Origin of the sequence: Shewanella frigidimarina NCIMB 400 (assembly GCF_000014705.1) — a bacterium.
Classification (GTDB): Bacteria; Pseudomonadota; Gammaproteobacteria; order Enterobacterales; family Shewanellaceae; genus Shewanella; species Shewanella frigidimarina.
Map to the genome: position 1 here is coordinate 1,866,583 of NC_008345.1, position 25,301 is coordinate 1,891,883.

At 40.9% G+C, this 25,301-nt stretch carries 22 protein-coding genes; 12 read left to right on the top strand and 10 right to left on the bottom strand.

The features are described 5' to 3' along the window. The first annotated feature begins 202 nt into the window (after positions 1-202). Positions 203-649 (top strand): Hsp20 family protein, encoded by a 447-nt coding sequence (locus tag SFRI_RS08060; RefSeq protein ID WP_011637033.1) that lies wholly within the window; start codon positions 203-205, stop codon positions 647-649. Positions 650-792: 143 nt separating this feature from the next. Here SFRI_RS08060 and soxR read toward each other — a convergent pair whose 3' ends face one another. Continuing rightward, complete coding sequence (gene soxR / locus SFRI_RS08065; RefSeq protein ID WP_011637034.1) at positions 793-1,233, bottom strand: redox-sensitive transcriptional activator SoxR; 441 nt, start codon at positions 1,231-1,233, stop codon at positions 793-795. Positions 1,234-1,334: 101 nt separating this feature from the next. Between soxR and SFRI_RS08070 the strand changes: the two genes are divergently transcribed. After that, on the top strand, positions 1,335-1,757 hold the full coding sequence (locus SFRI_RS08070) for a VOC family protein (RefSeq protein WP_011637035.1): 423 nt from the start codon (positions 1,335-1,337) through the stop codon (positions 1,755-1,757). Positions 1,758-1,855: 98 nt separating this feature from the next. Here the strand turns inward: SFRI_RS08070 and pepE are convergent, their stop codons facing one another. Continuing rightward, on the bottom strand, positions 1,856-2,563 hold the full coding sequence (pepE, locus tag SFRI_RS08075) for a dipeptidase PepE (protein ID WP_011637036.1): 708 nt from the start codon (positions 2,561-2,563) through the stop codon (positions 1,856-1,858). A gap of 268 nt (positions 2,564-2,831) precedes the next feature. Here pepE and htpX point away from each other — a divergent pair, with 268 nt between their 5' ends. Then, the gene (htpX, locus tag SFRI_RS08080) at positions 2,832-3,695 is read left to right on the top strand and encodes a protease HtpX (RefSeq protein WP_011637037.1); all 864 of its coding nucleotides are present in this window, start codon (positions 2,832-2,834) and stop codon (positions 3,693-3,695) included. Positions 3,696-4,317: 622 nt separating this feature from the next. Continuing rightward, positions 4,318-6,837, top strand: a complete 2,520-nt coding sequence (locus SFRI_RS08085) for a putative bifunctional diguanylate cyclase/phosphodiesterase (RefSeq protein ID WP_011637038.1) — start codon at positions 4,318-4,320, stop codon at positions 6,835-6,837. A gap of 66 nt (positions 6,838-6,903) precedes the next feature. Here the strand turns inward: SFRI_RS08085 and SFRI_RS08090 are convergent, their stop codons facing one another. Continuing rightward, complete coding sequence (locus SFRI_RS08090) at positions 6,904-7,266, bottom strand: hypothetical protein (protein ID WP_011637039.1); 363 nt, start codon at positions 7,264-7,266, stop codon at positions 6,904-6,906. Positions 7,267-7,329: 63 nt separating this feature from the next. Continuing rightward, the gene (locus SFRI_RS08095; protein WP_011637040.1) at positions 7,330-7,593 is read right to left on the bottom strand and encodes a hypothetical protein; all 264 of its coding nucleotides are present in this window, start codon (positions 7,591-7,593) and stop codon (positions 7,330-7,332) included. A 136-nt stretch (positions 7,594-7,729) separates the two neighbouring features. Between SFRI_RS08095 and SFRI_RS08100 the strand changes: the two genes are divergently transcribed. The 5 genes from SFRI_RS08100 to SFRI_RS08120 all read left to right on the top strand — a co-directional run bounded on the left by SFRI_RS08100 (position 7,730) and on the right by SFRI_RS08120 (position 13,138). After that, positions 7,730-9,226, top strand: coding sequence for an ATP-binding protein (locus SFRI_RS08100; protein ID WP_041412879.1), 1,497 nt, complete (start codon positions 7,730-7,732; stop codon positions 9,224-9,226). A gap of 2 nt (positions 9,227-9,228) precedes the next feature. Beyond that, positions 9,229-9,933 carry a response regulator gene (locus SFRI_RS08105; protein WP_011637042.1) on the top strand — a complete coding sequence of 235 codons (705 nt, stop codon included), beginning with the start codon at positions 9,229-9,231 and terminating at the stop codon, positions 9,931-9,933. Positions 9,934-10,681: 748 nt separating this feature from the next. After that, positions 10,682-11,554, top strand: a complete 873-nt coding sequence (locus SFRI_RS08110; RefSeq protein ID WP_011637043.1) for a 6-carboxytetrahydropterin synthase — start codon at positions 10,682-10,684, stop codon at positions 11,552-11,554. A gap of 126 nt (positions 11,555-11,680) precedes the next feature. Then, entirely contained in the window at positions 11,681-12,505 is an 825-nt protein-coding gene (locus tag SFRI_RS08115) for a M23 family metallopeptidase (protein ID WP_244262878.1), read from the top strand. A gap of 228 nt (positions 12,506-12,733) precedes the next feature. Beyond that, a complete protein-coding gene (locus SFRI_RS08120; protein ID WP_011637045.1) occupies positions 12,734-13,138 on the top strand; it encodes a GFA family protein in 405 nt (134 codons plus the stop codon). 176 nt (positions 13,139-13,314) lie between these two features. Here SFRI_RS08120 and SFRI_RS08125 read toward each other — a convergent pair whose 3' ends face one another. Continuing rightward, positions 13,315-14,934 carry an NAD(P)/FAD-dependent oxidoreductase gene (locus tag SFRI_RS08125; protein ID WP_011637046.1) on the bottom strand — a complete coding sequence of 540 codons (1,620 nt, stop codon included), beginning with the start codon at positions 14,932-14,934 and terminating at the stop codon, positions 13,315-13,317. Between the two features lie 205 nt (positions 14,935-15,139). Between SFRI_RS08125 and SFRI_RS08130 the strand changes: the two genes are divergently transcribed. Further along, positions 15,140-15,805, top strand: a complete 666-nt coding sequence (locus tag SFRI_RS08130) for a DUF3047 domain-containing protein (RefSeq protein ID WP_011637047.1) — start codon at positions 15,140-15,142, stop codon at positions 15,803-15,805. 68 nt (positions 15,806-15,873) lie between these two features. Here SFRI_RS08130 and cls read toward each other — a convergent pair whose 3' ends face one another. After that, on the bottom strand, positions 15,874-17,328 hold the full coding sequence (cls, locus tag SFRI_RS08135; RefSeq protein ID WP_011637048.1) for a cardiolipin synthase: 1,455 nt from the start codon (positions 17,326-17,328) through the stop codon (positions 15,874-15,876). A 399-nt stretch (positions 17,329-17,727) separates the two neighbouring features. Between cls and SFRI_RS08140 the strand changes: the two genes are divergently transcribed. Continuing rightward, the gene (locus SFRI_RS08140; RefSeq protein WP_011637049.1) at positions 17,728-18,537 is read left to right on the top strand and encodes an endonuclease/exonuclease/phosphatase family protein; all 810 of its coding nucleotides are present in this window, start codon (positions 17,728-17,730) and stop codon (positions 18,535-18,537) included. A 327-nt stretch (positions 18,538-18,864) separates the two neighbouring features. On the opposite strand, the gene SFRI_RS08145 is transcribed toward SFRI_RS08140, so the two are convergent. The 4 genes from SFRI_RS08145 to SFRI_RS08160 form a co-directional block, all read right to left on the bottom strand. Next, on the bottom strand, positions 18,865-19,200 hold the full coding sequence (locus SFRI_RS08145) for a TehB family protein (RefSeq protein ID WP_011637050.1): 336 nt from the start codon (positions 19,198-19,200) through the stop codon (positions 18,865-18,867). Positions 19,201-19,460: 260 nt separating this feature from the next. Then, positions 19,461-20,606: an NADH:flavorubredoxin reductase NorW gene (gene norW / locus SFRI_RS08150; RefSeq protein WP_011637051.1), complete on the bottom strand. Its 1,146-nt coding sequence runs from the start codon at positions 20,604-20,606 to the stop codon at positions 19,461-19,463. Beyond that, positions 20,603-22,117: an anaerobic nitric oxide reductase flavorubredoxin gene (gene norV / locus SFRI_RS08155; protein WP_011637052.1), complete on the bottom strand. Its 1,515-nt coding sequence runs from the start codon at positions 22,115-22,117 to the stop codon at positions 20,603-20,605. Before norV ends, norW begins: the two co-directional genes overlap by 4 nt. Before the next feature lie 346 nt (positions 22,118-22,463). Beyond that, the gene (locus SFRI_RS08160; RefSeq protein WP_207893017.1) at positions 22,464-23,285 is read right to left on the bottom strand and encodes a LysR family transcriptional regulator; all 822 of its coding nucleotides are present in this window, start codon (positions 23,283-23,285) and stop codon (positions 22,464-22,466) included. A 114-nt stretch (positions 23,286-23,399) separates the two neighbouring features. Between SFRI_RS08160 and SFRI_RS08165 the strand changes: the two genes are divergently transcribed. After that, positions 23,400-24,611, top strand: a complete 1,212-nt coding sequence (locus tag SFRI_RS08165; RefSeq protein ID WP_011637054.1) for a YbfB/YjiJ family MFS transporter — start codon at positions 23,400-23,402, stop codon at positions 24,609-24,611. Positions 24,612-25,301: the final 690 nt, after the last annotated feature.

The following is a 25,301-nucleotide window of genomic DNA, read 5'->3' on the forward strand; positions in this document are numbered from 1 at the left end:
TAGTAGCAAACATTTATATCCACTGCACTTGATATAGCGCCGGTGGTCCATATATCTAATTCTGTAGCAGGAATGAATAATGAAATGCTCGATTGAGGTTTCAGTTAACTGTCTACCACAGTGCCGTAAGGGCTGTGAAAACCAAACACCACAAACATACAGTGGTTATTTTTTACATATTGCTTTAGACAAGGGTATGAACATGCGTAATTTTAATATTTCTCCAGATTTAACACCTCTTTACCGTAGTGCAATTGGTTTTGATCGTTTAGCACAACTTGCTGAACATGCAGCAGCTAACAATAGCAACAGTGGTTATCCTCCATATAATATTGAGCTTTTAGGCGAAAATCGTTATCGGATCACCATGGCGGTAGCGGGTTTTTCTATGCCAGAACTCGATATTATGAGTGAAGGTGAAAAGCTATTAGTAAAAGGTAATAAGACTGCTAACAGTGATGAACGCAAATATTTGCATCAAGGGATTGCTGAGCGTGGTTTTGAACGTAGTTTTCAATTAGCGGATTATGTGCGGGTCGTCGGTGCGGAATTAGAACACGGCTTATTAAATATTGATTTAGTGCGTGAAATTCCAGAAGCTATGAAACCTCGTAAAATAGATATTGTGACTACCAAAACGCTTAGTTAAGCCGTTATTGTGAGTCTAATACGATTGATGGTTTAAGTGTTAACAGCATTTAAGCCATATTCTCAACCTAGTCGTTTATCTCCCCCCAATTTAGCCAATTGCTTAGGCCTAGTTTGTTATTAAACTAGGCTTTTTTGTATTTATCATTTATTCAAAAGCACTGGGCCAGGGCCTTGTTCTTCAAGAATATCGTTTGGATTATACAGTGGACAGTTTTTCATCGATAAACAACCACAACCGATGCAACCTTCGAGTGAATCTTTCAATTTTTGCATCTGGGCTATCCGCAGCGTAAGTGATTTATTCCAAACATTTGATAATTCTGCCCAGTCTTCTTTAGTCGTTGTTCGTTCATTGGGTAAAGCAGCAAAAGCATGCTTGATATCATCCAACGATATCCCTAATTGTTGCGCAGCTTTGATGAGCGATATTCGCCTGATAACGTCTCGTGTATAACGACGTTGATTACCATTATTGCGCCAACCGCTGATGAGACCTTTTTGCTCATAAAAGTGAATCGCAGAGATGTTTATTCCACAACGTTTGGCGACTTGGCCAACACTTAGTTCTACATCTATTGACATTCAACCTCCGATTTTTTTTATCATTTTGGCAAAAATAATGCTTTACCTCAAGTTAGCTTTAGGTATTAAGCTGTGTTGCATTAACCATAAGGAGATAAGTGATGCGATTAGAACATTTAAATTTAGTAGTTAATGACTTAGATGAATCATTAGTATTTTATAAAGCGGCCTTTCCACACTGGCGAGTGCGTGGAGGAGGGGATTCTGTATGGCATGGTACGCCGCGGAAATGGCTTCACTTTGGTGATGATTATCATTATTTATCGTTAAATGATTCTGGTAGTGGCGAGGTGCGCGATCTTAAAAGTAATGCATTGGGTTTGGCACATTTCGCTTACGTTGTGGACAATATTGATGCATTAGTTGCTAGATTGTCACAAGTGGGTTTTGAGGTGGCGATTATGGGCGGACACGACCCTTTTTATAAAAGCCGTTACTTTATTGACCCAAGCGGATTTGAAGTTGAGTTTGTTGAATACTCAACGGATATTCCTAGTGAGCGAAATCAATACGATGGCGAGTAGCTTATCAATATGCACCATTGGGCTTATAGAGTAAGCCCAATGGTTTTGATCAAAACCGATTATCAGCAAACGTAATAGGTTAAGAGCAGGTAAGCTGACTAAAGGTAGTGTGACAAGTCGGTGTTAGCGGTAAGTTCAACTTCTTGTTGTTTACCATGGAATAAATAAGCCGTCTCATTACCAATAAGGTGTAATTTATCGCCTTGGCGCCATAGAGCGCTGCCTTCTTGGATCCCTATCACCGGTGTCAGTGGATCGACCATGGTAAATTCTAACAGCCGTTGCGCACGAGTTTCACCATTATGGCCTGGCATTTGGTAGTTGGTGTAATGCGGATTTAATTGGAATGGCAATATACCCAATGCGGTAAAAGAGGGCGGCTCGACAATTGGCATATCATTGGTGGTACGAATGCTGGCACCAGTAATGTTTGATCCCGCACTCCAGCCCACATACGGCATGCCATTTTCTACTTTTTCACGAATTAAGTGCAGTAAGTCGTAGCGATACAATTCGTTGAGCAATTGGAATGTATTGCCGCCACCAACAAAAATACCTGCAGCATCTAGAATGGCTTGTTTTGGGTCTGCAAACTGATGAATGCTACTAATGGTAATTGGCAGAGGTTCAAGCGCTGTTTGTACTTTTGTTAAATACTCATCATAACTTACACTGACGCCAGCATAAGGAATAAACAACCATTGTTGTCCTGGGTGAGTGAGTGGACGAATAAGCTCAACGGTATGGCTTAGATATGTCGAATTACCGACCCGTGAGGCGCTCAACATTAATGCATTAATGGGCATAAAAAGTCCTTTTTGGTTTTAGTTTTTGACAGTTTATCAAAGATTAATCATTGCCGACACTGAGTTTGTTTTTGTAGTCTATTTTTCAGTTTCAATTAATCAACCCTCCCTAGAATCTGCTCGCGTGAATTTCAAGACGATGTTTTATCTAGCTATAAAAGAGTCATAAATCTTTTTTAATATAACTAAGCTTGAATTTTCATTTTATGGACATATTATGTCTATAGTAACAATCGTAAATCGGCACTTTTGCCATACAGGAGCTTTAATGAAGCGTATATTTTTGTTGATTGCAACCAACTTTGCCATCTTACTGGTTGCCTCAATTGTAATGTCTATTCTTGGGGTTAATACCTCAACGATGGGTGGACTGTTAGTATTTGCTGCCATTTTTGGTTTTGGTGGCTCGTTTATCAGTTTAGCCATTTCAAAATGGATGGCTAAGAAAACCATGGGTTGTGAAGTTATCACTCAACCACGTGACAGTATGGAACGTTGGTTAGTCGAAACGGTTGCACGCCAAGCTGAAAAGTCTGGTATTAAGATGCCAGAAGTGGCTATATACCAGTCGCCAGAAATGAACGCATTTGCAACCGGTCCAAGTAAAAATAATGCCCTTGTTGCTGTGAGTTCTGGTTTGCTTTACGGCATGACCCAAGATGAAATTGAAGGCGTACTTGCCCATGAAGTGAGCCACGTGGCAAACGGTGACATGGTGACATTAACCTTAATCCAAGGTGTGGTGAATACCTTTGTTATTTTTGCTGCACGCGTTGTTGCTGGTATTATTAACAATTTTGTTTCCAGTAATGATGAAGAAGGTGAAGGCCTAGGTATGTTCGCGTACATGGCCGTAGTATTTGTGCTTGATATGTTATTTGGTATTTTGGCATCAATGATAGTGGCTTACTTTTCACGTATTCGTGAGTTTAAAGCTGATGAAGGCGCGGCACGTTTAGCAGGCAAAAATAAAATGATTGCCGCATTAGAACGATTACGTCAAGGCCCTGAATCCGGTGCAATGCCAGCGCAAATGTCAGCCTTTGGTATTAATGGTAAACGTTCAATTGCTGAGTTAATGATGAGCCATCCGCCACTAGAGAAGCGCATCGCTGCACTAAAAAATAGCTAGTATTCATGCGTTTATCATCATTTACAGTGACATTATATTAAGGAGCCTTTTTGGCTCCTTTTTTATTGGTTTTGATAGGTTATGATTGAATATGAAGTGTCATACCAATCTCTTTAAATATCTGATCAGTTCAGAGTCTCTCAGGTTTTTTAATTCAAGGCGCATTGATGTAGAAATGGTTATTCCCTTTTAAATCGATGCAACACAGAAGTGGAATACCTGAGAGACTCCATTCTGGCGGGTTTCAAAGTACTTTATGCTTCGTTAGATGTTTTCAAAATACGACGGCATGGATGCTGGAGGTAGAGTAATGCAGGAGCTTGTTACCGAGAATCGCTATTCGCTTCAATCATCTGCCTTGCCTATAGCACTTTGAACTCCCGCTGAAAGATCACATATTTAATAGGATTGGTATTAATCGGGTAACTATAGTTAACTAATAGTATTAATCGCTCGAATCGATTGCATTTGGTTGTTAAATCACAGCGTATAGGATAGGTTCTGATGTATAGTTCAACTCGGCACTTATATTCATAACATTACTCGTGACAGAACTAAGCTTCATACACTTGTAGTACGACTCGTTTCACATGCTCAATAAAACATTATTCAGGATATTAATATGCTTAAAAAAGCTATTTCTCAAGTGCAACTAAGAGAATGGCAGCTAGAAATAAATGATATTTCTGCCGAGTTTCGTCTTACCATTATGTTTTACCAGATCAATGCTGAAAACAGTATTGAAGCTATTTGTACAAGCCAGGGTATTGATGATCATACTCAGCGACAGCATCAAGAGAGCTTGTTACAACATCTTAAATCGGCAGACGCTCATAGTGTCAAAAAGGTAGATCAACACTTTACTGTTTATCATCAGCCAATTCGTTCATCAAAAGGTCAAATCATCGGTGTGATCACTTTTAGCGACAAAGCTAACGCACCGTCTGAACAAGGATTATTTCAACCCTTGTCGGCAATGCAAACACGCATTGCGGATATGTTAAGTAATGCCATTCGTTATTATATAAACTCCTTAACCATTGATTCTAATGCCTCCGAGCCTGTGTCGCTCGATGTTGATTTACAGTCATTTATTGATGCCTTTGAAGAGCATATGTGGGTTAAAGATGCTAACGGCCACTATGTTGCATGTAATAAAAGTGTTGAACGAGCTTGGCGTAAATCTACAGAACAAATTGTTGGCAAAACTGACTTTGACCTTTTTGATCCGCGCACCGCAAATGAATTTATTGCGAGTGATAAATTAGCCATCAGTAACGGTTCGACTGTAGTGGTGTCTGAATGTGAAGAAGTTGATGTCAATTTTAATAAAGTCTGGCTCGAAACCATCAAAGCGCCCATTTATAATACCCAAGGTCAATTGACCGGGGTTATAGGTATGACACGTAACATTGCTAAACACAAAGAAGCGCAGGATCAACTCATTTTAGCTGCCAATGTGTTTCAAAATGCAGTCGAAGGGGTAGTTATAACCGATAGTAATGGCAATATTACCGAGATTAACCAAGCATTTACCGACATTACTGGTTACAGTCGCGAAGAGGTTATAGGCCAAAATCCTAGAATGCTGAGTTCAGGACGCCATCCTAAAAGTTTTTTTGAACGATTGTGGAATACCTTATTAGTTCAGGGGAAGTGGCACGGTGAAATTTGGAATCGTCGTAAGCATGGTGCTATTTTTCCGCAAGCGATAACCATCAGTGCAGTATTCGATAAGCTCAATATCATTCAGTATTATGTTGCTGTTTTTGCTGATATTTCAGCGCAAAAACAAAATGAAGAAAAACTGAAAAATTTAGCTTATTTTGATCCGTTGACACAATTGCCTAATCGGATGCAATTTATGTCACTGTTAGAGCAAGAGGTGAACCACTCTCATCGGGCTAAAAAGCAGCTGGCTATTGTGTTCTTAGATATCGATTTCTTTAAGCACATTAACGACAGTTTAGGCCATGTTATTGGCGACGAAATTCTCGTTGAATTGGCTAAACGCTTATCTTACGCTTTATCTGATTTTGACGTATTAGCACGTTTAAGTGGTGATGAGTTTGTGGTCATGTTGCCGAGCATAATGGGAACTGATTCTGTAACGTCATCGGTTGACCGTATTCGCAGTGTATTTGAACGCCCATTTATATTGGATAATACCCAATCAGTGCGTCTTACCGCCAGCATGGGAGTGGCGATATACCCAAGTGATGGTGATGATCACGACAGCTTATTACGTAATGCCGACGCGGCTATGCATCGTGCCAAGTTAGATGGGCGAAATAATTATGCCTTTTATACCGAGTCGATGACCAAGCAAGCTGTAGCACAATTAAAGCTGCAAAATGCATTACATCAAGCATTGGTTAATGAAGATTTTTATCTCGTTTATCAGCCTAAGTTGAAACTGTCTGATTTATCACCAAGTGGCTTTGAAGCGTTAATTCGTTGGTCAGATCCTGTCTACGGCAATATCTCTCCTGCAGAGTTTATTCCATTAGCAGAGAAGATTGGTTTGATTTGGGATATTGGTTTATGGGTTTTAAAGGCCGCTTGTTTACAAGGGGTGGAATGGCTAACTCAAGGTAAAATGTTTGAACGTATTTCGGTCAATGTGGCCAGCTTACAGCTGAAAAGAAATGATTTTGTCGATAAAGTGCGCTCGATTTTATTGGAAACCGGATTACCAGCCAAACATTTGGAATTAGAAGTCACCGAGTCTTGCATGATGAATGATCCAGACGCGATTATTCGTGATTTGAAATTGCTTGGCGCCATGGGCATTGCTTTGAGTATTGACGATTTTGGTACAGGGTACTCATCTCTCAATTATCTCAAAAAGTTACCGATTGATAAGTTGAAAATCGATCAATCTTTTGTCCGTGATATTCCTCATGATGTGAATAATACAGCGATTGCGAAAGCGGTTATTGCATTGGGACATGCATTGAATTTGCAGATTATTGCTGAAGGTGTTGAAACCGTCGATCAAGCAGATTTTCTGCGGCTCAATGGTTGTGATTTGGTTCAAGGGTATTTGTACAGCAAACCGCGATTGCCAGACGAGCTTAATGAGTTTTTACCGATGTTCCGTAACAACAATAACATAGTCAATGAGATTAAAGTAAAGTAAGCAAAAAGGCAGCTTACACAATATGTAAGCTGCTTTAATATCACCATTGCCATTTTGAGTACTGTATTAAGCGTAAATGTCTACGTTCACAGATGTTGAATTACCGTTGACCGTTTCGGTATCATCACCATTATAAATACTGCTCAATGCCTCAAAGAAAATACTGCCGATGTCCTCGTCAGATAAGCCTTCCGTTAGTGGTTTTAATTCATCTAACATAGATTTCAAAGACTCTTGCTGCTCGTCGGTTAATGATGACAACATGTCTGTGGTTAATTGCTGTTGATCATCAGACAATGTTGATACCGCAGTATCTAACCCTGGTGGGACTCCGCCTTTTGGTGGCGGTGGTCCATCAGGACGTGGAGGTCTTTGTGTGCTCTCTGTCGATGTCATTTGCATCGCAGTATTACCACTAGTCACTTGCATATATACTCCTTTGGTATTCTCTGTAATCAATTTTTGATGAAACTACCTAGCAACATAGGATTGTTAATTACGTTGTTTTGGTGGTTGTTTCATATCATCAGGACCATTAGCAGGTACAGCAACAAGCTCGCCATCGATAATTTGGCAGGTTGCTTCAAGGGTGTCGCCACGCGGAGTGTCAAAACTAACCTGATCATTTTCAGCACTGTTAGCACAGGCTTCAACAGCTTCTTTAGGTGGTTTTCTATCATGTGGATTAGTATTAGCAGCGAAAGATGCTAATAACATAAAGCTAAGTACACCAATATAGATTGGCTTCAGGGTCATAGTGACACTCCTTGGTTAGGTAACTAAAGTCAATATAACCTAACAATGTGGAGTAATTGTGCAGAATTGGAGGAGATTTTTATCAGTTATTTATCGCGACTAGTTTGTGCTTATATAGCTGGTTATAATGTATTTTATGCAAATATCTCAAAAGCTTTTCTTGGCCTTCGTTGGCCTTACCAGTATTGTACTTATCGCCACGTTATCGTTAGCGAGGTGGAGTTTTGACCAAGGTTTTTTAGACTATATCAACGGATTAGAACAAGAGCGTTTACAGCATTTATCGGATGAGCTGTTGACACTTTATGCTGCTAATCCTGAAGCGCAAACCGCTCCATCAGTAATGACAGATCAACAATCTACACGAGTGTGGCAATCGATTAATCAAACAACATTAACACAAGCCATTTCGCTTCACGCTCCATTTCCAAAAAGAAATAGACCCGGCGACGGGGCAAGACCGCCAAGACCTGCAGGTGATAATCGGCCTCCAATGGGACCTGATCGACGTTTAGGTCCTCCAAGGCAACGGCCACCATTTTCACCACCTTCTGGTCCTCCGACGGGGTTATATTCTGCTGAACAACAGTTTATTAGCGGCGTTGATATTGGCAATGTGGATAATCGGATTAGCTTAACCTTGTTATTCAATGACCATATTGTGGGCTATTTATACAGTAGCCCTATTCGTGAAGTTGAATCTTCTTCAGCTACCGCATTTTCTCAGCAACAACGTTGGACCAGTGTCGGGATCGGTTTATTGTGTTTACTGCTTGCAAGTGCAATTGCTTGGTGGTTATCACGTTTTCTACTGATCCCAGTCAAACAAGTTATGCTGGGTGTATCGTATTTATCTCAAGGTAATTATGATGAACGTTTATCACCTCAGCGTGCAGATGAGTTGGGGCAATTAATGGCCAATATTGATCATCTCGCCATGACGCTATCGAAAAACCGCAGTGCTAAAAATCGTTGGTTAGCTGATATTTCTCATGAACTGCGCACGCCATTGAGTATTTTATGTGGTGAGATTGATGCGATTAAAGCAGGGATCAGAACGTTCGATAGCACTCAGCTTAACTCACTTGAACAAGAAGTGCTGCGTATGAAGCACTTAGTCGATGATTTGTATGAACTGTCTTTATCTGATGTTGGTGGCTTACGTTATCATTTCCAACGAGTGAACGTCAGTGAGTCATTACAGAGCACGCTTAACAGTATGGCTACCAGCCTAGAAGAGAAAGGCCTAACACTACAAAGTCAGTTCCAGCCTGAGGTGTATTTATCTGCCGATGTACTTCGTCTTGAACAGCTATTTATTAATTTACTAATGAATTCTATGGCTTACACAGACAGTCCTGGGGTAATTGATGTGCGATTGTCACAACAAGCTAAAACAGTAATATTAACCATCAATGATACTAAGCCCAGTGCCAGCATTGAAGAGTGTGAACACTTGTTTGAGCCATTATACCGTCAAGACAGTGCCCGCACACGTCGTGGTAGTGGTGCTGGTCTTGGTTTAACCATCTGTAAGAATATTGTCGAAGCGCATGATGGCACCATTAAGGCCATCCCATCACCATTGGGTGGGCTTTGTATTGAAGTACAATTACCTATGCACAGGGAATGACTATGAGTGGACATGTTCATCAACAACCATTGACCATATTAGTGGTGGAAGACGAGCCTAAAATAGCGCAGATCTTAGTCGACTTTTTAACCCTAGAAGGTTTTAACACCTTGGTACAACACGACGGTCGTGATGTGATTGAAACCATTAAGGCTCAACAAATTGATTTTATGATTCTAGATTTGATGTTGCCCTATAAAGACGGATTGACGATTTGTCGTGAGTTGAGGCAATTTTCAATGTTGCCAGTATTAATGTTAACGGCGCGGGTAGATGAAATTGACCGTTTAATGGGCTTAGATATCGGCGCAGACGATTATGTGTGTAAGCCATTTTCGGCTAGGGAAGTTGTTGCTCGGGTAAAAACGATTTTAAGGCGAGTCGAAAATACTCACGGCAGTCAAAGCGAGCAGGTTATTCGTTATAAGCATCTACAAATCAATATCGAACGCTTTAAATGTCAGGTTGACCAACAAGACGTAGAATTAACCCCAGTTGAATTTAGACTACTGCATACGCTGCTAAAACGGCCAGGCGTAGTGCACTCTCGAGATAGCCTCATGCAGGTGTGTTATGTCGACGATCGTATTGTTAGTTCGCGTACCATTGACAGTCATGTGAAGAATCTACGTCATAAGTTAACCCAAGCCAGCCAACAAAAGGAGTTGCTGCACTCCATTTACGGTGTGGGTTATAAGGTAGAGTAATGCTGCATTTTATTGGTAAGTCTATTTTTACGTTTTAAAGCCGTTTAATAAGCATCCTAATAAAATGGGTAAGCTTAGTAGCTGGCGATTAATGTGTATTACTGATCTGCTTTAGTTTCGGCAAAACTCCACTAAATCTGCACTGTTTTTGCGCTTTTGATTGTTAACATCACTATACCTAATGCTCCTAGCTGTATGGATTAACAAGGAATAGTTTTATGCCGTCACTAATTTTATTATTACTGCTGTGCTGTCAGGTTTTTCTGACCATTACGTTGGTCGCAGTATTTATTGGTGGTTACCAGGAACCGTCATAATTTGGCCTTAACGCTATTAATATCGTTAACCTTTCAAGTAAACACGTTAATCCTTTTCTAAGCGTTTTATAAAATGCTCAGCATTTCGTTGTTGCTGTTTCCTCAAGCAAGATAATTATCCAATTCAGGCGCATTGAAGCGGATTTATTGATTTATTCCATTTATCTACGATGTTTGCTCGCTCATAGCATGGCTTTTGTTTAGAATGTCGTTGATATCATTTAGGGTATCAACGTGGTCTTGTGCTGGTATTAAATATACTGGCGCGTTATTACTCATCGCTAGCAGAACGTGGTCATTAACCTGTGAATGTTAGACTAAGAGTTGATAGTCGGATAAATTCCTATCACGTAAGATAGACCTTCCACTGGCATGCGCCGTTAGGAATACATTTATACTGAGGTGGACTGTTTTTCTGCCTAGGAGCATTAATGCAACTGTTTGTAAAAGATTTAACTGTTATCGATTTCTCTTACCTTTGTCCTGTTCGTGGCATGGTTGGTGAAAGCTGGATTGTCGATGTGCTATTAGATGGCGGCCTAGATGAGCAAAATATGGTGCTCGACTTTGGTAAGGTTAAACGCATCATCAAAAACACCATTGATGATGTAGCCGATCATCGCTTGTTAATCCCTACTGCTTGTAGCGAAGTGCGCTGGCAGCAAAAGGGCGACCGAGTTTGGATGGATTTTAGCAGTGAAAAAGGCGACATACATTTAGCATGTCCTTCACAAGCATTTGCGCTTATTCCTACAGAAGTGATTGACTACCAAAGCGTTAATGACTTTTTGAAGAAAGCCTTACGTGAAGTGTTACCTGAAAATGTCCAAGGCATCAGCCTCACATTGCGCAACGAAGTGCTCGATACCCCATTTTACCATTACAGCCATGGATTACGTAAACATGACGGTAACTGTCAGCGTATTGCGCATGGTCATCGTAGCCCGGTAACCGTATTTGAAAATGGTATTGCAGAGCCGAAATGGGACCAATACTGGGCAGAACGTTGGCATGATATTTACCTCGGCACTGAAGAAGACTTAGTGTCAGTGAAAACACTAGAGTTGTCGAAGCAGACTAAAATCAGCGACGAAACTCATTTTGGTTTTCACTATGTTGCACCTCAAGGTGATTTTCAATTAGCGATGCCAAAGCATTGCTGTGATTTAATTCCTCACGACACCACTGTTGAGATGCTAGCTGAATACATGGCCAAGACATTGGCAAGTCAAGCGCCTGAAAGTCATTTTAAAGTTATCGCTTACGAAGGTATTGGCAAAGGGGCCATTGCGGTAAGAGGTTAATCAAGTATTATTAATGGGCTGCCTTAAGGTGGCCCTTTTTTTATGTTTTTTGTCGCTATTAACAAGGAATGCGTTTCGATTATGTTATTAAAAAATACCGTTTTAAAATCGATATCAACAGTTGCAATGCTGGTGGTCAGCTTTTGTGGCTTAAGTGCTAGTGCGATTGCCGCTGTGACATTTCAAGGCCAGTTTGAACAAGGTGCATTAGTGCGTGGCGCAGTGCCGGTCGGCAGTAAAGTATTACTTAATGGCCAATCGGTAAAGGTCACCCCAAATGGTCAGTTTGCCATTGGATTTGATAGAGACGCTAAGCCAGAACAAGTGTTTAAAGTCATTTATCCAGACGGATTAACAGAAATTAAGCCGTTAACAATAGCCGCAAGACAATACAAAATTGATCGGGTCACAGGCATCAGCCAAAAAATAATGAAACCGGATCCCGTCGCCCAAGCCAGAGCGGCTAAAGACGCCAAACAGACTCGCGCTGCCAGAGACTTATTTAGTCAACAACAGGCATTTATGCAAACATTTATTTGGCCGGTTACTGGCAGAATTTCAGGGGTTTATGGCAGCCAGCGGGTTTACAACGACGTACCTGGTAATCCGCATTTTGGTGTTGACGTTGCGCGTCCAACAGGCACGCTAGTGGTTGCGCCAGCAGATGGTGTTATTACATTAGCTGAGCCAGATATGTTTTATTCTGGTGGTACAGTGATTATCGACCACGGTTATGGTGTTAGCTCTACCTTCTTACACCTGAGTAAACTGTATTTAAAGGTTGGTGATAAAGTTGTGCAGGGTGATAAGGTCGCTGCCATTGGTGCCACTGGTCGAGTGACTGGCCCGCATTTAGATTGGCGCCTAAACTGGTTCCAAATGCGTTTAGATCCCGTCTCGATTGTACCGCCAATGGCGACAATACTGGCTGCAGAGAAAGCGGCAAAATAGTGCTAAGCAATATGTTAGGGTTTCGGTATGACAATTGAACCGGAACCCTTTATTCAATCGTAATGCTATTCGCTTGATAACTTGCACTTCATACGTCCTGAACGCACCACAACGTCAACGCTATTTGCCTCACTAAACTGATTATGTTTAAACGTTTTCTCATTTTAAGCGACAAACTTATATCGAACGACTAAATGCTTATCGTCAACATCACAAAGGACTCTGGTCATGATCAAGCAAGTGGGTAATACCGTTATTCAGTTAAAGCACAAAGCAACATGTCATTGTGGCGCCGTTGATCTCGAACTCACTTTACCCAATGGTATCGAAAATCCACGACGTTGTGATTGTTCAATTTGTCGTAGAAAAGGCGCGATTGTTGGGTCTGTTAAACTGGACGGGATTAGGGTGGTAAAAGGTCAAGATGTGTTAACGCTTTATCAATTTAACACCAATACGGCAAAACATTATTTCTGTTCTCATTGTGGTATTTATACTCATCATCAACGTCGATCAAACCCGACTGAATACGGTTTTAACATAGCTTGTTTAGATGGTGTTAATCCATTTGATTTAGGTGATGTACAAACGAGTGATGGGGTAAACCATCCATCAGACCGAGATGTTGTATAGCAAATGGTAAGGCGTGTTAATAAAAGGGATTAAGTATTGTATTTCCATCTCTGAGTATCTAATAGAAAACCTCATCATGAATCGCTCTGAATTTGACAGTAAATCTAATGTTATTGTTGCGATGAAGTAATAAACAGAGCATTCAAATATGATTGCTCTGTTTATTAAAGATGGATTTAACTGTTTGTCATTTCTTTAATCATGTCTAATGCAACGGCTTCTGCAATACTGATACCGTCAATACCCGCCGATAAAATCCCGCCAGCATAACCGGCACCTTCACCTGCAGGATATAAACCTTTGGTGTTAATGCTTTGGAAATCGGCACCACGTTTAATTTGTACCGGTGAAGAGGTACGAGTTTCAACGCCGGTTAACATGGCATCTTTACTGTCAAAACCACGAATTTTTTTACCAAATGCAGGAATGGCTTCACGAATAGCATCGATAGCGAATTGCGGCAATGCATCGCTTAAATCGGTCATTTTTACGTTGGGTTTATAAGACGGCTCAACGTTTTCAAACGGTTTCCCAACGCCTGCAGCTAAAAAGTCGCCGACCATTTGCGCTGGAGCATCGTAATTGCTGCCTCCCATAATATAGGCGTGGCGTTCCAATTTACGTTGTAGCGCAATACCTTGAAGTGGATCGTTGTCAAAATCACTTGGATCAATCCCAACCACAATGGCACTGTTGGCATTACGTTCACTACGCGAATATTGGCTCATGCCATTAGTCACTACCGCATGTTCTTCAGACGTTGCCGCCACAACCACACCACCAGGGCACATACAAAAGCTGTAAACACTGCGACCACTTTTGCAATGGTGGACTAACTTATAATCTGCTGCACCTAACATTGGGTGACCAGCGTTAATGCCAAAGCGATCTTTATCAATCATCTCTTGCTTGTGTTCAATACGAAAGCCAATCGAAAATGACTGTGCCTGCATATACACGCCTTTATCATGTAACATTTGGAAGGTATCACGGGCACTGTGACCAATCGCAGCAATAACATGTTTAGAATGCAGTACTTCACCATTTCTCAGAGTGACACCAGTCACTTGACGGTCAGTAATATTGATTTCATCAACACGGGTTTCAAAGCGAATTTCACCGCCTAAACGGATTATTTCGCGGCGCATTTTTTCCACCATGGTGACCAACTTAAAGGTACCTATGTGTGGTTTACTAACATAAATGATTTCAGCTGGTGCACCCGCAGCGACAAATTCTTGTTTGACTTTTAGGCCTTTAAATCCAGGGTCTTTAACTTGGCTATATAACTTTCCATCCGAGAATGTACCAGCGCCACCTTCACCAAATTGTACGTTTGATTCAGTGTTTAACTCACTGGTACGCCAAAAGCGGAAGGTATCTTTAGCGCGTTCGTGGACAGATTTTCCACGCTCTAAAATAATCGGTTTAAAGCCCATTTGTGCCAACATAAGCCCAACAAATAAGCCGCATGGTCCCATGCCTATCACCAATGGACGTTCCGTTAAGCCTTCTGGTGCAGTAGCGACATATTTATAGTCGGTATCTGGCGACACGCGGATATTATGGTCGTCAGCAAGTGATGCCAATAACGCGGCTTCGTCTACGTTGGCTAATGTCACATCTAATGTATAAATTAACGAAATTAAATTCTTTTTACGGGCATCGTAGCCACGCTTAAACACATGTATATCAACCAGCTGATCCGCTGAGATAGAGAGCCTTTGCAAGACGAGTTGTTGCAGCGCATCTTCATTATGGTCGAGAGGCAATTTTACTTGGTTTAAACGGATCATGATTTACCTAAAAAGAGACTTAAAAAACAGCGCGTAGTTTACGTGATTTAACATTAAAATGAAATTATCTATTGATGGTACATGCTCTATGTCATGCTGCATTAATTACCATGATGATTAATGAGTAAAATAGATCACTCAGTTTAGCTCATTCTAGCGGGTGAACTCGGTGTTATATAAGTGAGTAGGGGGATAGGAAGTGCATATGTTGCGATGGATTATATTTCTTTATAGCGTAGCTGTTTGTGTGAACGTGCAAGCTGCAACCAATGTGACTTTATTGAGTGATAACGGGATTGAGAGTTGGGCTTCTAAAGTATTCTCTGGTGAATCAATTTACAGCGTTGAAGACTATAAAGGGCGCCTAGCATTAAAAGCACTCAGTCATCATTCTGCATCAGGACTGGTGCTAGAAAAGCAAATTGACCTCATTGCAACGCCTTATCTAAACTGGAGTTGGTTAGTTGAACAGACGTTGTCGCAGTTAGATGAGCAAAGTAAAGCTGGTGATGACTTTGTGGCGCGAGTTTACGTAGTTATTGATGGTGGTTTTATGGTGTGGAACACCAAATCATTAAACTATGTTTGGTCGAGTAATCAAGACAAAGGCTTGGTTTGGAACAACGCTTTTGCTGGTTCAAGTGTTAAAATGATGTCTGTGCGAGGGCAACAATCGCAACAAGGTCTGTGGTATGAAGAAAAACGCAATGTGTACCAAGATTTGATTGAAACATTTGGGGATAAAGGCAGTCAAAAAGCTAACCGCAAAGCGTATCAATACATCGATATGATTGCGATTATGACCGATACCGACAACAGTGGTAAAGATGCAGAAACGTATTATGGAGACATAATATTTACTGAAAAATAGCAGCTGATCAACCTGCATTTACTGGTGCTTAGCGACCTAGCAAAGTCGCATTAATTTTTACTTTATCGTTAAAGTAGTGGGCTAAATAAGTAAAAAAACTGCTCGACTAATCGTTTAACTAACGGTCTTTTACGCCACTGGCGCGCATCCATTTTTATTGAATTAGCCATATATTGATGTTGGACTTCACTAAGCGATTGAGTGAATTCTAAATTTTCAACAGAAAGAGTCACTTCAAAGTTAAGCCATAGGCTGCGCATATCAAGATTAACTGTGCCGATTAGACTATGGTGCAGGTCAATGACTACTGACTTTGTGTGCAGTAAACCACCGCGAAAACGATGTATATTGACACCTGCATTCAGTAACTCACCAAAGAAAGATCTGCTGGCCCATTCCACCATCATTGAGTCGTTTTTGTCGGGTATGATTAAATTCACCTCCACGCCACGTAATGCCGCTGCAGTTAATGCAAACAGTAGGTTTTCACTGGGGACAAAATAAGGGCTAGTGATGGTGATGCTCTGTTTTGCTTGATAAATACTGAGCAATAAAACTTGCTGGATCATATCCTCAGGCATACCAGGTCCTGAAGGTATCACTTGAACCATGTCAGATGGCTCTTCTTTTTGCGGAAGGCATTTTGGCGGTTCGGGTAACATTCTTTGGTCTGTTTCTGTTTCCCAATCCCACGCGAGAATACAGTTAAGCACTGGCACACTGGAGCCAGTAATCCTCACCATAACATCTATCCACTCACCAACACCGGCGCTTTGATTAAAACATTTGGGGTCGACTAGATTCATTGAGCCGGTATAACCGATTTGGTTGTCTATCACGACTATTTTTCGATGAAGGCGAAGGTCAAGGCGGCGGAAAATCATACGCACAAGAGAAACAGACAGTGCGGAAACCAGCTGTATACCTGCTTTACGCATTAGTTTTGGCCATTTACTGTTAAAAAAGGTTCGACTTCCTGCAGCGTCTAATAATATTCTCACTGCCACATCACGTTGAGCTGCCTGTATAAGTGCTTCGGCAACTTGGTCTGCAAGTCCGCCTGGATACCAAATATAGAACTCTAAATGAATTGAGGTTTGCGCTTGTTGTATGTCTTCAATCAGGGTTGTTAATATTGTTTCTGTAGACGATTTTAGTGTCAGTTGATTATTGGCTAACGTAGGAATACCAAGGCGTTTTTCACACAAATGGCTAATGGGAGTCGCGTAATCACTTAAGTTATGAGGGCGATATTGCTGAATGGCAAACAGCCGCCGAAACCATTCTCGATAGGGACCGTACATTTCTTTAGATCTCACGGCGCGGGTTTTGCCAAGATTCATCTCGCCAACGAGAAAATAAAGTAAAATCCCTAAGATGGGGACAACATAAATAAGCATCATCCAAGCTAAGGAAACACCAATAGATCGTCGTTTATAGACAATACGTGTGGTGATACCTGCAATGAGCAGCCAATAAGCTAATACGCTGATTATCGTTAATATTTTATAAAGCTCAACCATAGCTCGCCAATGTATCAATCATGTAGAAAAACATGCACTTATCATATCAGGTTTTCAATCAGTATTGTCTACTGTCATCCGTCTGTACGGCTGGGTATATCAAACAGTTTGTTTTATTATAAAGACGCAGATGTTAATTAATTAATCTAACTTGAACGAACCAAGCGTTAATCAGTCTAATGTTAGTAAAGCTAGAGTTACTAAAGCTAGAGTTACTAAAGCTAAAGCTAAGGCTAGTAAATCTAGAGTTAGCCAATTTCTAGCAACAATTTTAGATAGCACACCCAAAACTAATAGAGGTATTTATCCATCGGTATTTTTCGCTCAAAGCCAACATCGACCTTACAGCCAAAGCGTAAATTGCTTGGGCTTGCTCGATGGGGAAGTCTGGTTATCGTCATGTTGTTGATGACGACAGTTGTGGTTGCGCCAAAATTTGTGCATTTAGCGACAGAACCTCAAGTGATTAATAATGAACAAGAGTCGTTTGCTGCTCAATGTGTTGCTGCAACACCTATCGCTAAATTGGATACTGATGGCCAATTGGCAGTCGCGAGCTGGAATGTCTATAAGCAGCAAAATGCTGGCTGGCAAACGCTGCTCAGTCGGTTAGCTGAAAAAAATCAATTATTGTTGCTGCAAGAGGTGAAGTTATCTGACGAATTTCAGTTATGGCGTCAACAAAATCACCAACAATTGGCAATGGTGCAAGCATTTAGCCAGGACCATATACCACTTGGAGTAATGAGTTTATCTCAGGTTGCGGCGAGTGAAAGTTGCGGTTATTTGACAGCCGAACCCCTAATACAGTTTCCCAAGTCGAGTTTGTTAAGTTACTTCCCCTTATCGAATGGTGAAACTCTGCTGGTGGCTAACCTGCACAGTATTAACTTTGAGTATGCTCTAGACAGTTATGCTGTGCAGTTACAGCAGCTACTGCCAGCGTTGAGTGCTCATAAAGGACCGATCATTTTCGGTGGTGATTTAAATACTTGGCGCCAAGCTAGGCTGACGATGTTAACCCTGATGACAAATCAATTAGGCTTAATAGCGGTCATCCCTGAAGATGACAAACGTACAACAGTGATGGGCTATCCTATTGATCACCTTTATTATCGGGGACTAACCTTAGAGTCATCCGAGGTGATTACAACCCAAAGCTCGGACCATTATCCTTTGTTAGCGCAATTTAGATTAGGCGAAAGTTAACGATGATTGTTTTGATGATGGCTATTAATTGATTAAAATTGTATTAAAAGTCATAAAGACTGCATGGGGTTGCTCAAGATAAATTGATTGATGCGGTTGGAAAGCACAACAGTATGAAAATTAATTCACAGTCATTTTTCAATTCGAATAAAATAACCTTTAACAATTTGATGTGTGTTTTACGCATACTAAAACGATAAGAGCATAATACATTATGATCTTATCGTTAATTTAGCCGCTGATTAAACTTCTCTATCAGTAGCTTGGCATGTATCTCATTACAAGCGTTTTATCTACAACAGCTTTATCTGCCACATCGTCAATAAGTTATTTCTTATTAAACATCGCTTGGCCGGTTTTATCTTTTTCAGACCAGAAATTAATATTGAACTGGGCATCAGGGCTTAATTCAATACGGTGCCAGTACTCTGGTGGGCTGGTGGCAAATTGTCCGGCATTAATCACCACTTTCACTTCAGGCTCAGTTGCTTCGCTGTTAGCAAAACCAAAATACGTGACTACACCTTCCATTACACATAACTGCCCAAATACTCCTTCGGCGGTATTGTGATGAGTCAGTAGTGCATCAGGCACATTTTTAGTGGTGAAAAATGGCGTAGAACGCTGAATAGTCCAATTTGCTGGGATACGTTGATGAGACATAATGTTCTCCTAAATAACCTGAACTCGGGATAATAAACGCCTTTCAAACAGTCCTTTGCCCTGCTAACTGCGTTGAATCGACTTACAATAGGCTAGCTATTGACGCGTCAATTCGCCTTGTTAGCATAACAAATGACAAGCTTGAAAGTGAGGGGGGTTAACATGCTGGTTTTAAATAGCATAAGTTCATCCCTTATCCCAAATTCAGGTTAAGTTGATTGATGAGTAGGCTTTATGAGTAAAGCCTACTCGATAAAATACTAAAGACTTGCTGGTAAGGCTCTGAGTAGCGGGAAGGTATTGTTCATGTGTCCTTCTGTTACTACAAAACCGATAATCTGTTTTTGCTCGTTGTAGGCTTTTACTGAACAACCCAGAGCATCAATATCCACCTGCCAAGAGGCTACATCGGTTACGGTGTTACCGCCTAATTGGATCGGCATGTGCGGCGTTTTAACTTTGACTAACATAGCCGGTAACTTCAAGTCTGTTGGTTGGCCGAGTAAGGTTTTTGCTAATGCATTGGCGCTTAACAAAATTGGCTGTAAGTAGGACATCACCTTGCCGTTTATTTCGGCGCAATCGCCTAAGGCATAAATGTTATTCACTGAGGTTTGCAGCTGATTATTAACCACTAAACCTTTATTCACTTTACATCCAGATTGACGTGCTAAGCCAACATTAGCCTTTAAGCCTGCGGCTGAAATAACACAATCCACGGTATATGTTTGGCCAGAGCTGAGTGTGGCACAAATACCTAATTCAGTTTTATTTAGCGAACTAATCGTGTGCCCAAACTCAAACACCACGCCCATATTTACCATTTTCTTTTGTAAAGCACTGGCGACTAACTCTGGCAACATACTCGCCATCACGCCGTGGCTTGGTTCAACCACCACGACTATTTTGCCACTATGATTAAGATCCATCGCTATTTCAGTGCCGATAATGCCTGCACCAATCACTAGAACTGTCTGTGCATTTTGTAGTTGCAACTGCGCGCTATCAAACTCACTTAAACTGTTTAAGGTAATAACACTGTCAGTGGCATTGCCAAGCATAGGTGGTACAAAGGTTTTTGCTCCCGTCGCTAACACCAGTTTTGCATATGGATAAGCAACGCCGTTAACAAACACTTGTTGTTGAACGCTATCAATACAATCAACCTTGGTAAAAGCATGCAGAGTAATATTATTCTCGCTGGCAAACTCTTGTGCACTCAGACGGATTAAATCAGCACTGTTTTGCTTGTTACTAAATACATGGCTCAAATCCGGTTTATTGTAATCGTGGCCTTCATCAAGGGTAAAAACGGTTATCGGTAAGTGCTTATCTGTGCGTCTAATGGTCTTGATAAGTTGATATGAGCCAAAGCCGCTACCAATGATAATGATAGGTGCACTCATGATGCTTTCCTCTCAGCAATAGGGACAAATACATCTTTGCCAAGGCCACAATCTGGGCAAAGGAAAAAGTCTGGTACTTCGCTCCACGGTGTTCCTGGTTCTACTTCTTGATTAGGCTCACCCAATACTGGCTCATACACCCAATTACACACAGTGCAGAGCATATTTTGTGAATCACTCATTGCTGTCGCTGTTGTACATGTCGGTTTGATTGCTTGAGTTGTTTGAACTGCTGGCGTTGGCTTAGTGGTTACAGTGGCTTGAGCGCTCTTCGCTAGCGATGCAGGTGAAATGGATTTTACATTACTTAAATCATGCCATGCCCAGCTTTTGGCTATCTGGCGACCATGCTCACGGCATTCGCGCATCGCTTTACCATCTGGTCGCCATTTTGCTTTTAAACCGACAATGGTTTCAAATCCGGCATCCGTAAGACGGGTGTGAATACGGTCAACCGCGCCGCCGTTCCAACCATAACTTCCAAATGCACCGGCTTTCTTATCTTTAAAGCGCAAGCCTGTGATCTCTTCTAACATGCCCGCGACTTTTGGCATCATGACATTGTTCATGGTTGATGAACCCACCAAAATACCTTTAGAGCGGAACACGTTAGCTAAGATGTCATTTTTATCATGGCGGGCCACATTAAACACTTTAACTGACACCACCGGGTCAACGTCGTGGATCCCTTGGGCAATGGCATCGGCCATCATACGGGTGTTATTAGACATTGAATCGTAAAAAATGGTGATTCTGTCTTCTTGATAATTATCTGCCCATTGCAGATATTGATGAATAATCTGGGTAGGGTTGTCGCGCCACACCACGCCATGGGCAGTAGCAATCATGTCAACGGGCAGGTTAAAACTCAGCACCTCATTAATTTTAGCGGTAACCAGTGAGCTAAACGGGGTTAGAATATTGGAGTAATAACGTAAACACTGATCCATTAATTCAATTTGGTCTACTTCATCATTAAATAAATGCTCATCACAATAATGCTGACCGAACGCATCATTACTAAATAGCACAGCATCTCCCGTTAAATAGGTCATCATACTGTCTGGCCAATGCAACATTGGGGTTTCAATAAACACCAACTGCTTGCCATTACCAATATCAAGAGTATCGCCGGTTTTAACGATATTAAAATTCCACTCGGTATGGTGGTGTAAGCCAGTAATGGAGTCGATAGCATTTTCGGTACAATAAATTGGCGTATTAGGGATTTTAGCCATCAAAGCTGCTAACGCACCTGAGTGATCTTCTTCTGCATGGTTAATGACGATGTAATCAATCTTATCGAGATCAATTTCCATCTCAAGGTTTTGAATAAATTGCAGGCTGAAACGATGGTCAACAGTATCGATTAAGACATTTTTTTGTTCACGGATAAGGTAACTATTATAACTCGTCCCTTTAGTGGTTTTATATTCAGTGCCATGAAAGTCCAATATTTCCCAGTCACGCTGTCCAACCCAATCGATGTTATTTTTAATGTGAATTGTCATCTGTACACCTGTAATAAATGAGAAGTTAAAGTTCAAAGATAAAGTTTCAAAAGTTAACTTCGTTATTGCAGGTGGCGTGCCAACTAGTTAAGTGGCTGATTAATATGGAAAATATGATAGCCTGTAAAATGTTGGGTGTCATTATAACAATTGATAGCTATGTCTTTATGACTATCGGGTGTCATTATGACTTTGCTGGTGTGACTCTATCGGAGTGATTGTCAGAATAAATGGTCATCTGGTTGATTGTTGTACTTTATAAATAGTTAGCTGATTGATATGACAGAGCCATAGCCGTAACGGTTATTAATAAGCCGATATTAATAACTTAGATAGTCAGAATGAATTACTTGGTTAATAGCTTTGCTAGGGTCAATATACCTGACTCTAATGGACTATCTTTACGATAGACAATTGATAGTTGAACATGTTTTGGACCATGGCTCACTGGCGTCATAACCAGAGACTTTTCATACCGACTGCCCGCCACCATATTTTTACCAATAATGGTGTAACCTAAACCCGCCGCGATACAGCCTAAAACACCATCAGCACTGCTCATTACCATGAGCTCATCATTACCTCGGCCAGCCTTTTGTTGCCAAATAAGGGCGTGTTTTCTATAGCCACAGCCTTCATCGCGTACAAACAAGACCGGATCATGTTCACTGTCTCGTGGAGTCACCATAATCAGTTCTTCTTTCACAATCGGGATAATAATAAGGTTTTCATGTTTAGGCGCATTACCTATCGCAGCGCAGTCAACCTTATTGTTCAACACCGAAAATACCAGTCTTTCGCTGGTGTCAGTATGAATTTTCGTTCTAATTTCAGCGTGATTCAACTTGAGTTTTTTGAGTGCCATAGGCATATGAACCGCTGCAAATGTTTCTGGCATACCAACTCGTAATTCGTAAGTTCCTTTATTGCGCAAAATGGCAGAGGTTGCTTGGTATTCTAATTGTAAAATCTGATCTGCATACTCGCAAAGCTGTTGTCCACTAGGCGTTAACTGTAATTTTCGGCCAATGATAGTAAATAGCTTAGTATCCAGTTCTTTCTCGAGTTTTTTAATCCGGCTGGTGATGTTGGACTGAACCGTATGCAACTTATCAGCAGCACCTTTAATGCCGTCTTCATCAACAACGGCTTTAAACGTTTTTAGCATTAATATTTCCATATGGTTCTCTTAATAAGAAGTTTTTGTTCTAAATAATTCAATTTTTAAGATTAGCAGATTGACGTATTGTTTGTTAATGGTTTCACTTAAAAAGTGATTTTGATGTTACTAGAGCTAACAAAAGTCCGCGTCTATTTTGCTGGTATCTGTAGTTTAATTGTCACGGTTGGGGTGGCTAGATTTTCCTATAGCTTGTTATTACCGATAATGCAGGACGGTGCAGGCCTAACTGAATCTGGTGGAGGTTGGTTAGCTAGTACTAATTTTATGGGTTACATGTGTGGGGTGTTACTTGCCGCTAGCATGCACAACCTTAACTACAAATATAACTTACACCGGTTGTACCTTATATTGAGTGTCGTCACTTCAGCTGCAATGGTAATGACCACTGATATGGTGACTTGGGCGGTATTACGCTTTATTGCCGGAATCTGCGCTTCAGGAGGCTTTATTATTGCCTCTGGCTTGATATTAAAATGGCTAGTTAACCATAATCACCGTGCAGAATTGGGCATTCACTTCTCTGGTGCGGGCTTGAGCATCATTGTTACCTCGATACTAATAGAAGCCATGCTGACCATGTCAGCCGACTGGCAGCAACAGTGGCTAGCGTTAGCCGTGATGGCAGCAATATTCTCGATCCCTGCATGGTTATGGATGCCACATCCTTTTGTTGGTGGTAAAGCGGGAGCAGGGGTCAAAGATAATCCACCAAGTAAAGCCTTTAAATCGTTAATGATGTTGGCTTATTTCTGTGCCGGTTATGGTTATGCCGTCAGTTCGACTTTTATTGTTGATATTGTCGAACGTGTTGAAGGTTTACAAGGACAAGGAGGTGTTGCTTTTCTATTGGTAGGCGTCGCGGCAACACCAGCACCTTTAATATGGGATCAAATCGCCCGTCGAGTGGGTTACTTAAAAACGCTATTAGCCGCCTATATCTTACAGGCCGTAGGCATTATTCTTCCTGCAATCAATGACAGCTTACCTGTTGTTATATTAAGTGCACTGTTGTTTGGTGGCACTTTTATCGCATGCGTCAGCCTAGTTTTGACCATGGCGGGCAAGTTTTATCCGAGTAACCCGGCTAAGTTTATGGGCACAATGACCTTAGCTTATGGTGCAGCACAAATTATTGCCCCCGTGTCTACCGGATATCTTGTTGAAGCACTGGGGAACTATGATATTGGCTTATACCTATCTGCCACTGTGGTAATGATGGGCACGCTGTTTTTGTTTGGATTGTTAAATCTTGATAAAGACGCGATAAAAAACACAACCATCAACATAGAAACTAAGCGCATTATTGGTTAACTTAATAGTCACTAAAATTGAGCGATATATGTGCTAATCATTTTTAAGATTTTTATTTATTAGCGTTTCTCGAGTAAACCAATTGGATAGTAAGTGACACTCCAAAACTCGTTTCTGTGGATTTGATCAAATAGATGTCGGTCGTTTTACGGACCAGCCCTGGTGCATATGTTTTTATTGGATGTTGCTTGGTTGAAATTAGATCTATTGATTATGGCGGTGCTCATACAAAAAAGTGGTTTATGTCTTATTTTCTTTTATAGATGAAACGACTCGTTATGTTATTAAAAATCAAAGTAATTTATACTGAGTTAGTTTATTGCAATGAATAACGTTTAATGATGTAGGTATTAATAAAAACCTTATTTTATTAAAGTACTTTAGGGCCTGTTGATCTTTCAAGGTTGTTTTTGCAGCGAATTGTTGGTCATTTGTACAAGGCAGAGACTTTGTGGTGTAGTTATTCTACATAAAAAGTCGTAACGCAGTAAAAATGACCAACAAACGCTGCCCGAAGGGTTCGGCTAAAAACGTTTTACTCTTTGTGAGTCACTCTTCGTTAAGTAAAAGTAGCTTAGATTGCTAGGCAGCAATCCGCTCGCCTCGATTAAAACGTTTTTATCTCGAACAAAATTTAACCTGCAAAGATCAACAGACCCTAATTGAGAAAATTTTTACAATGGAAGTGTA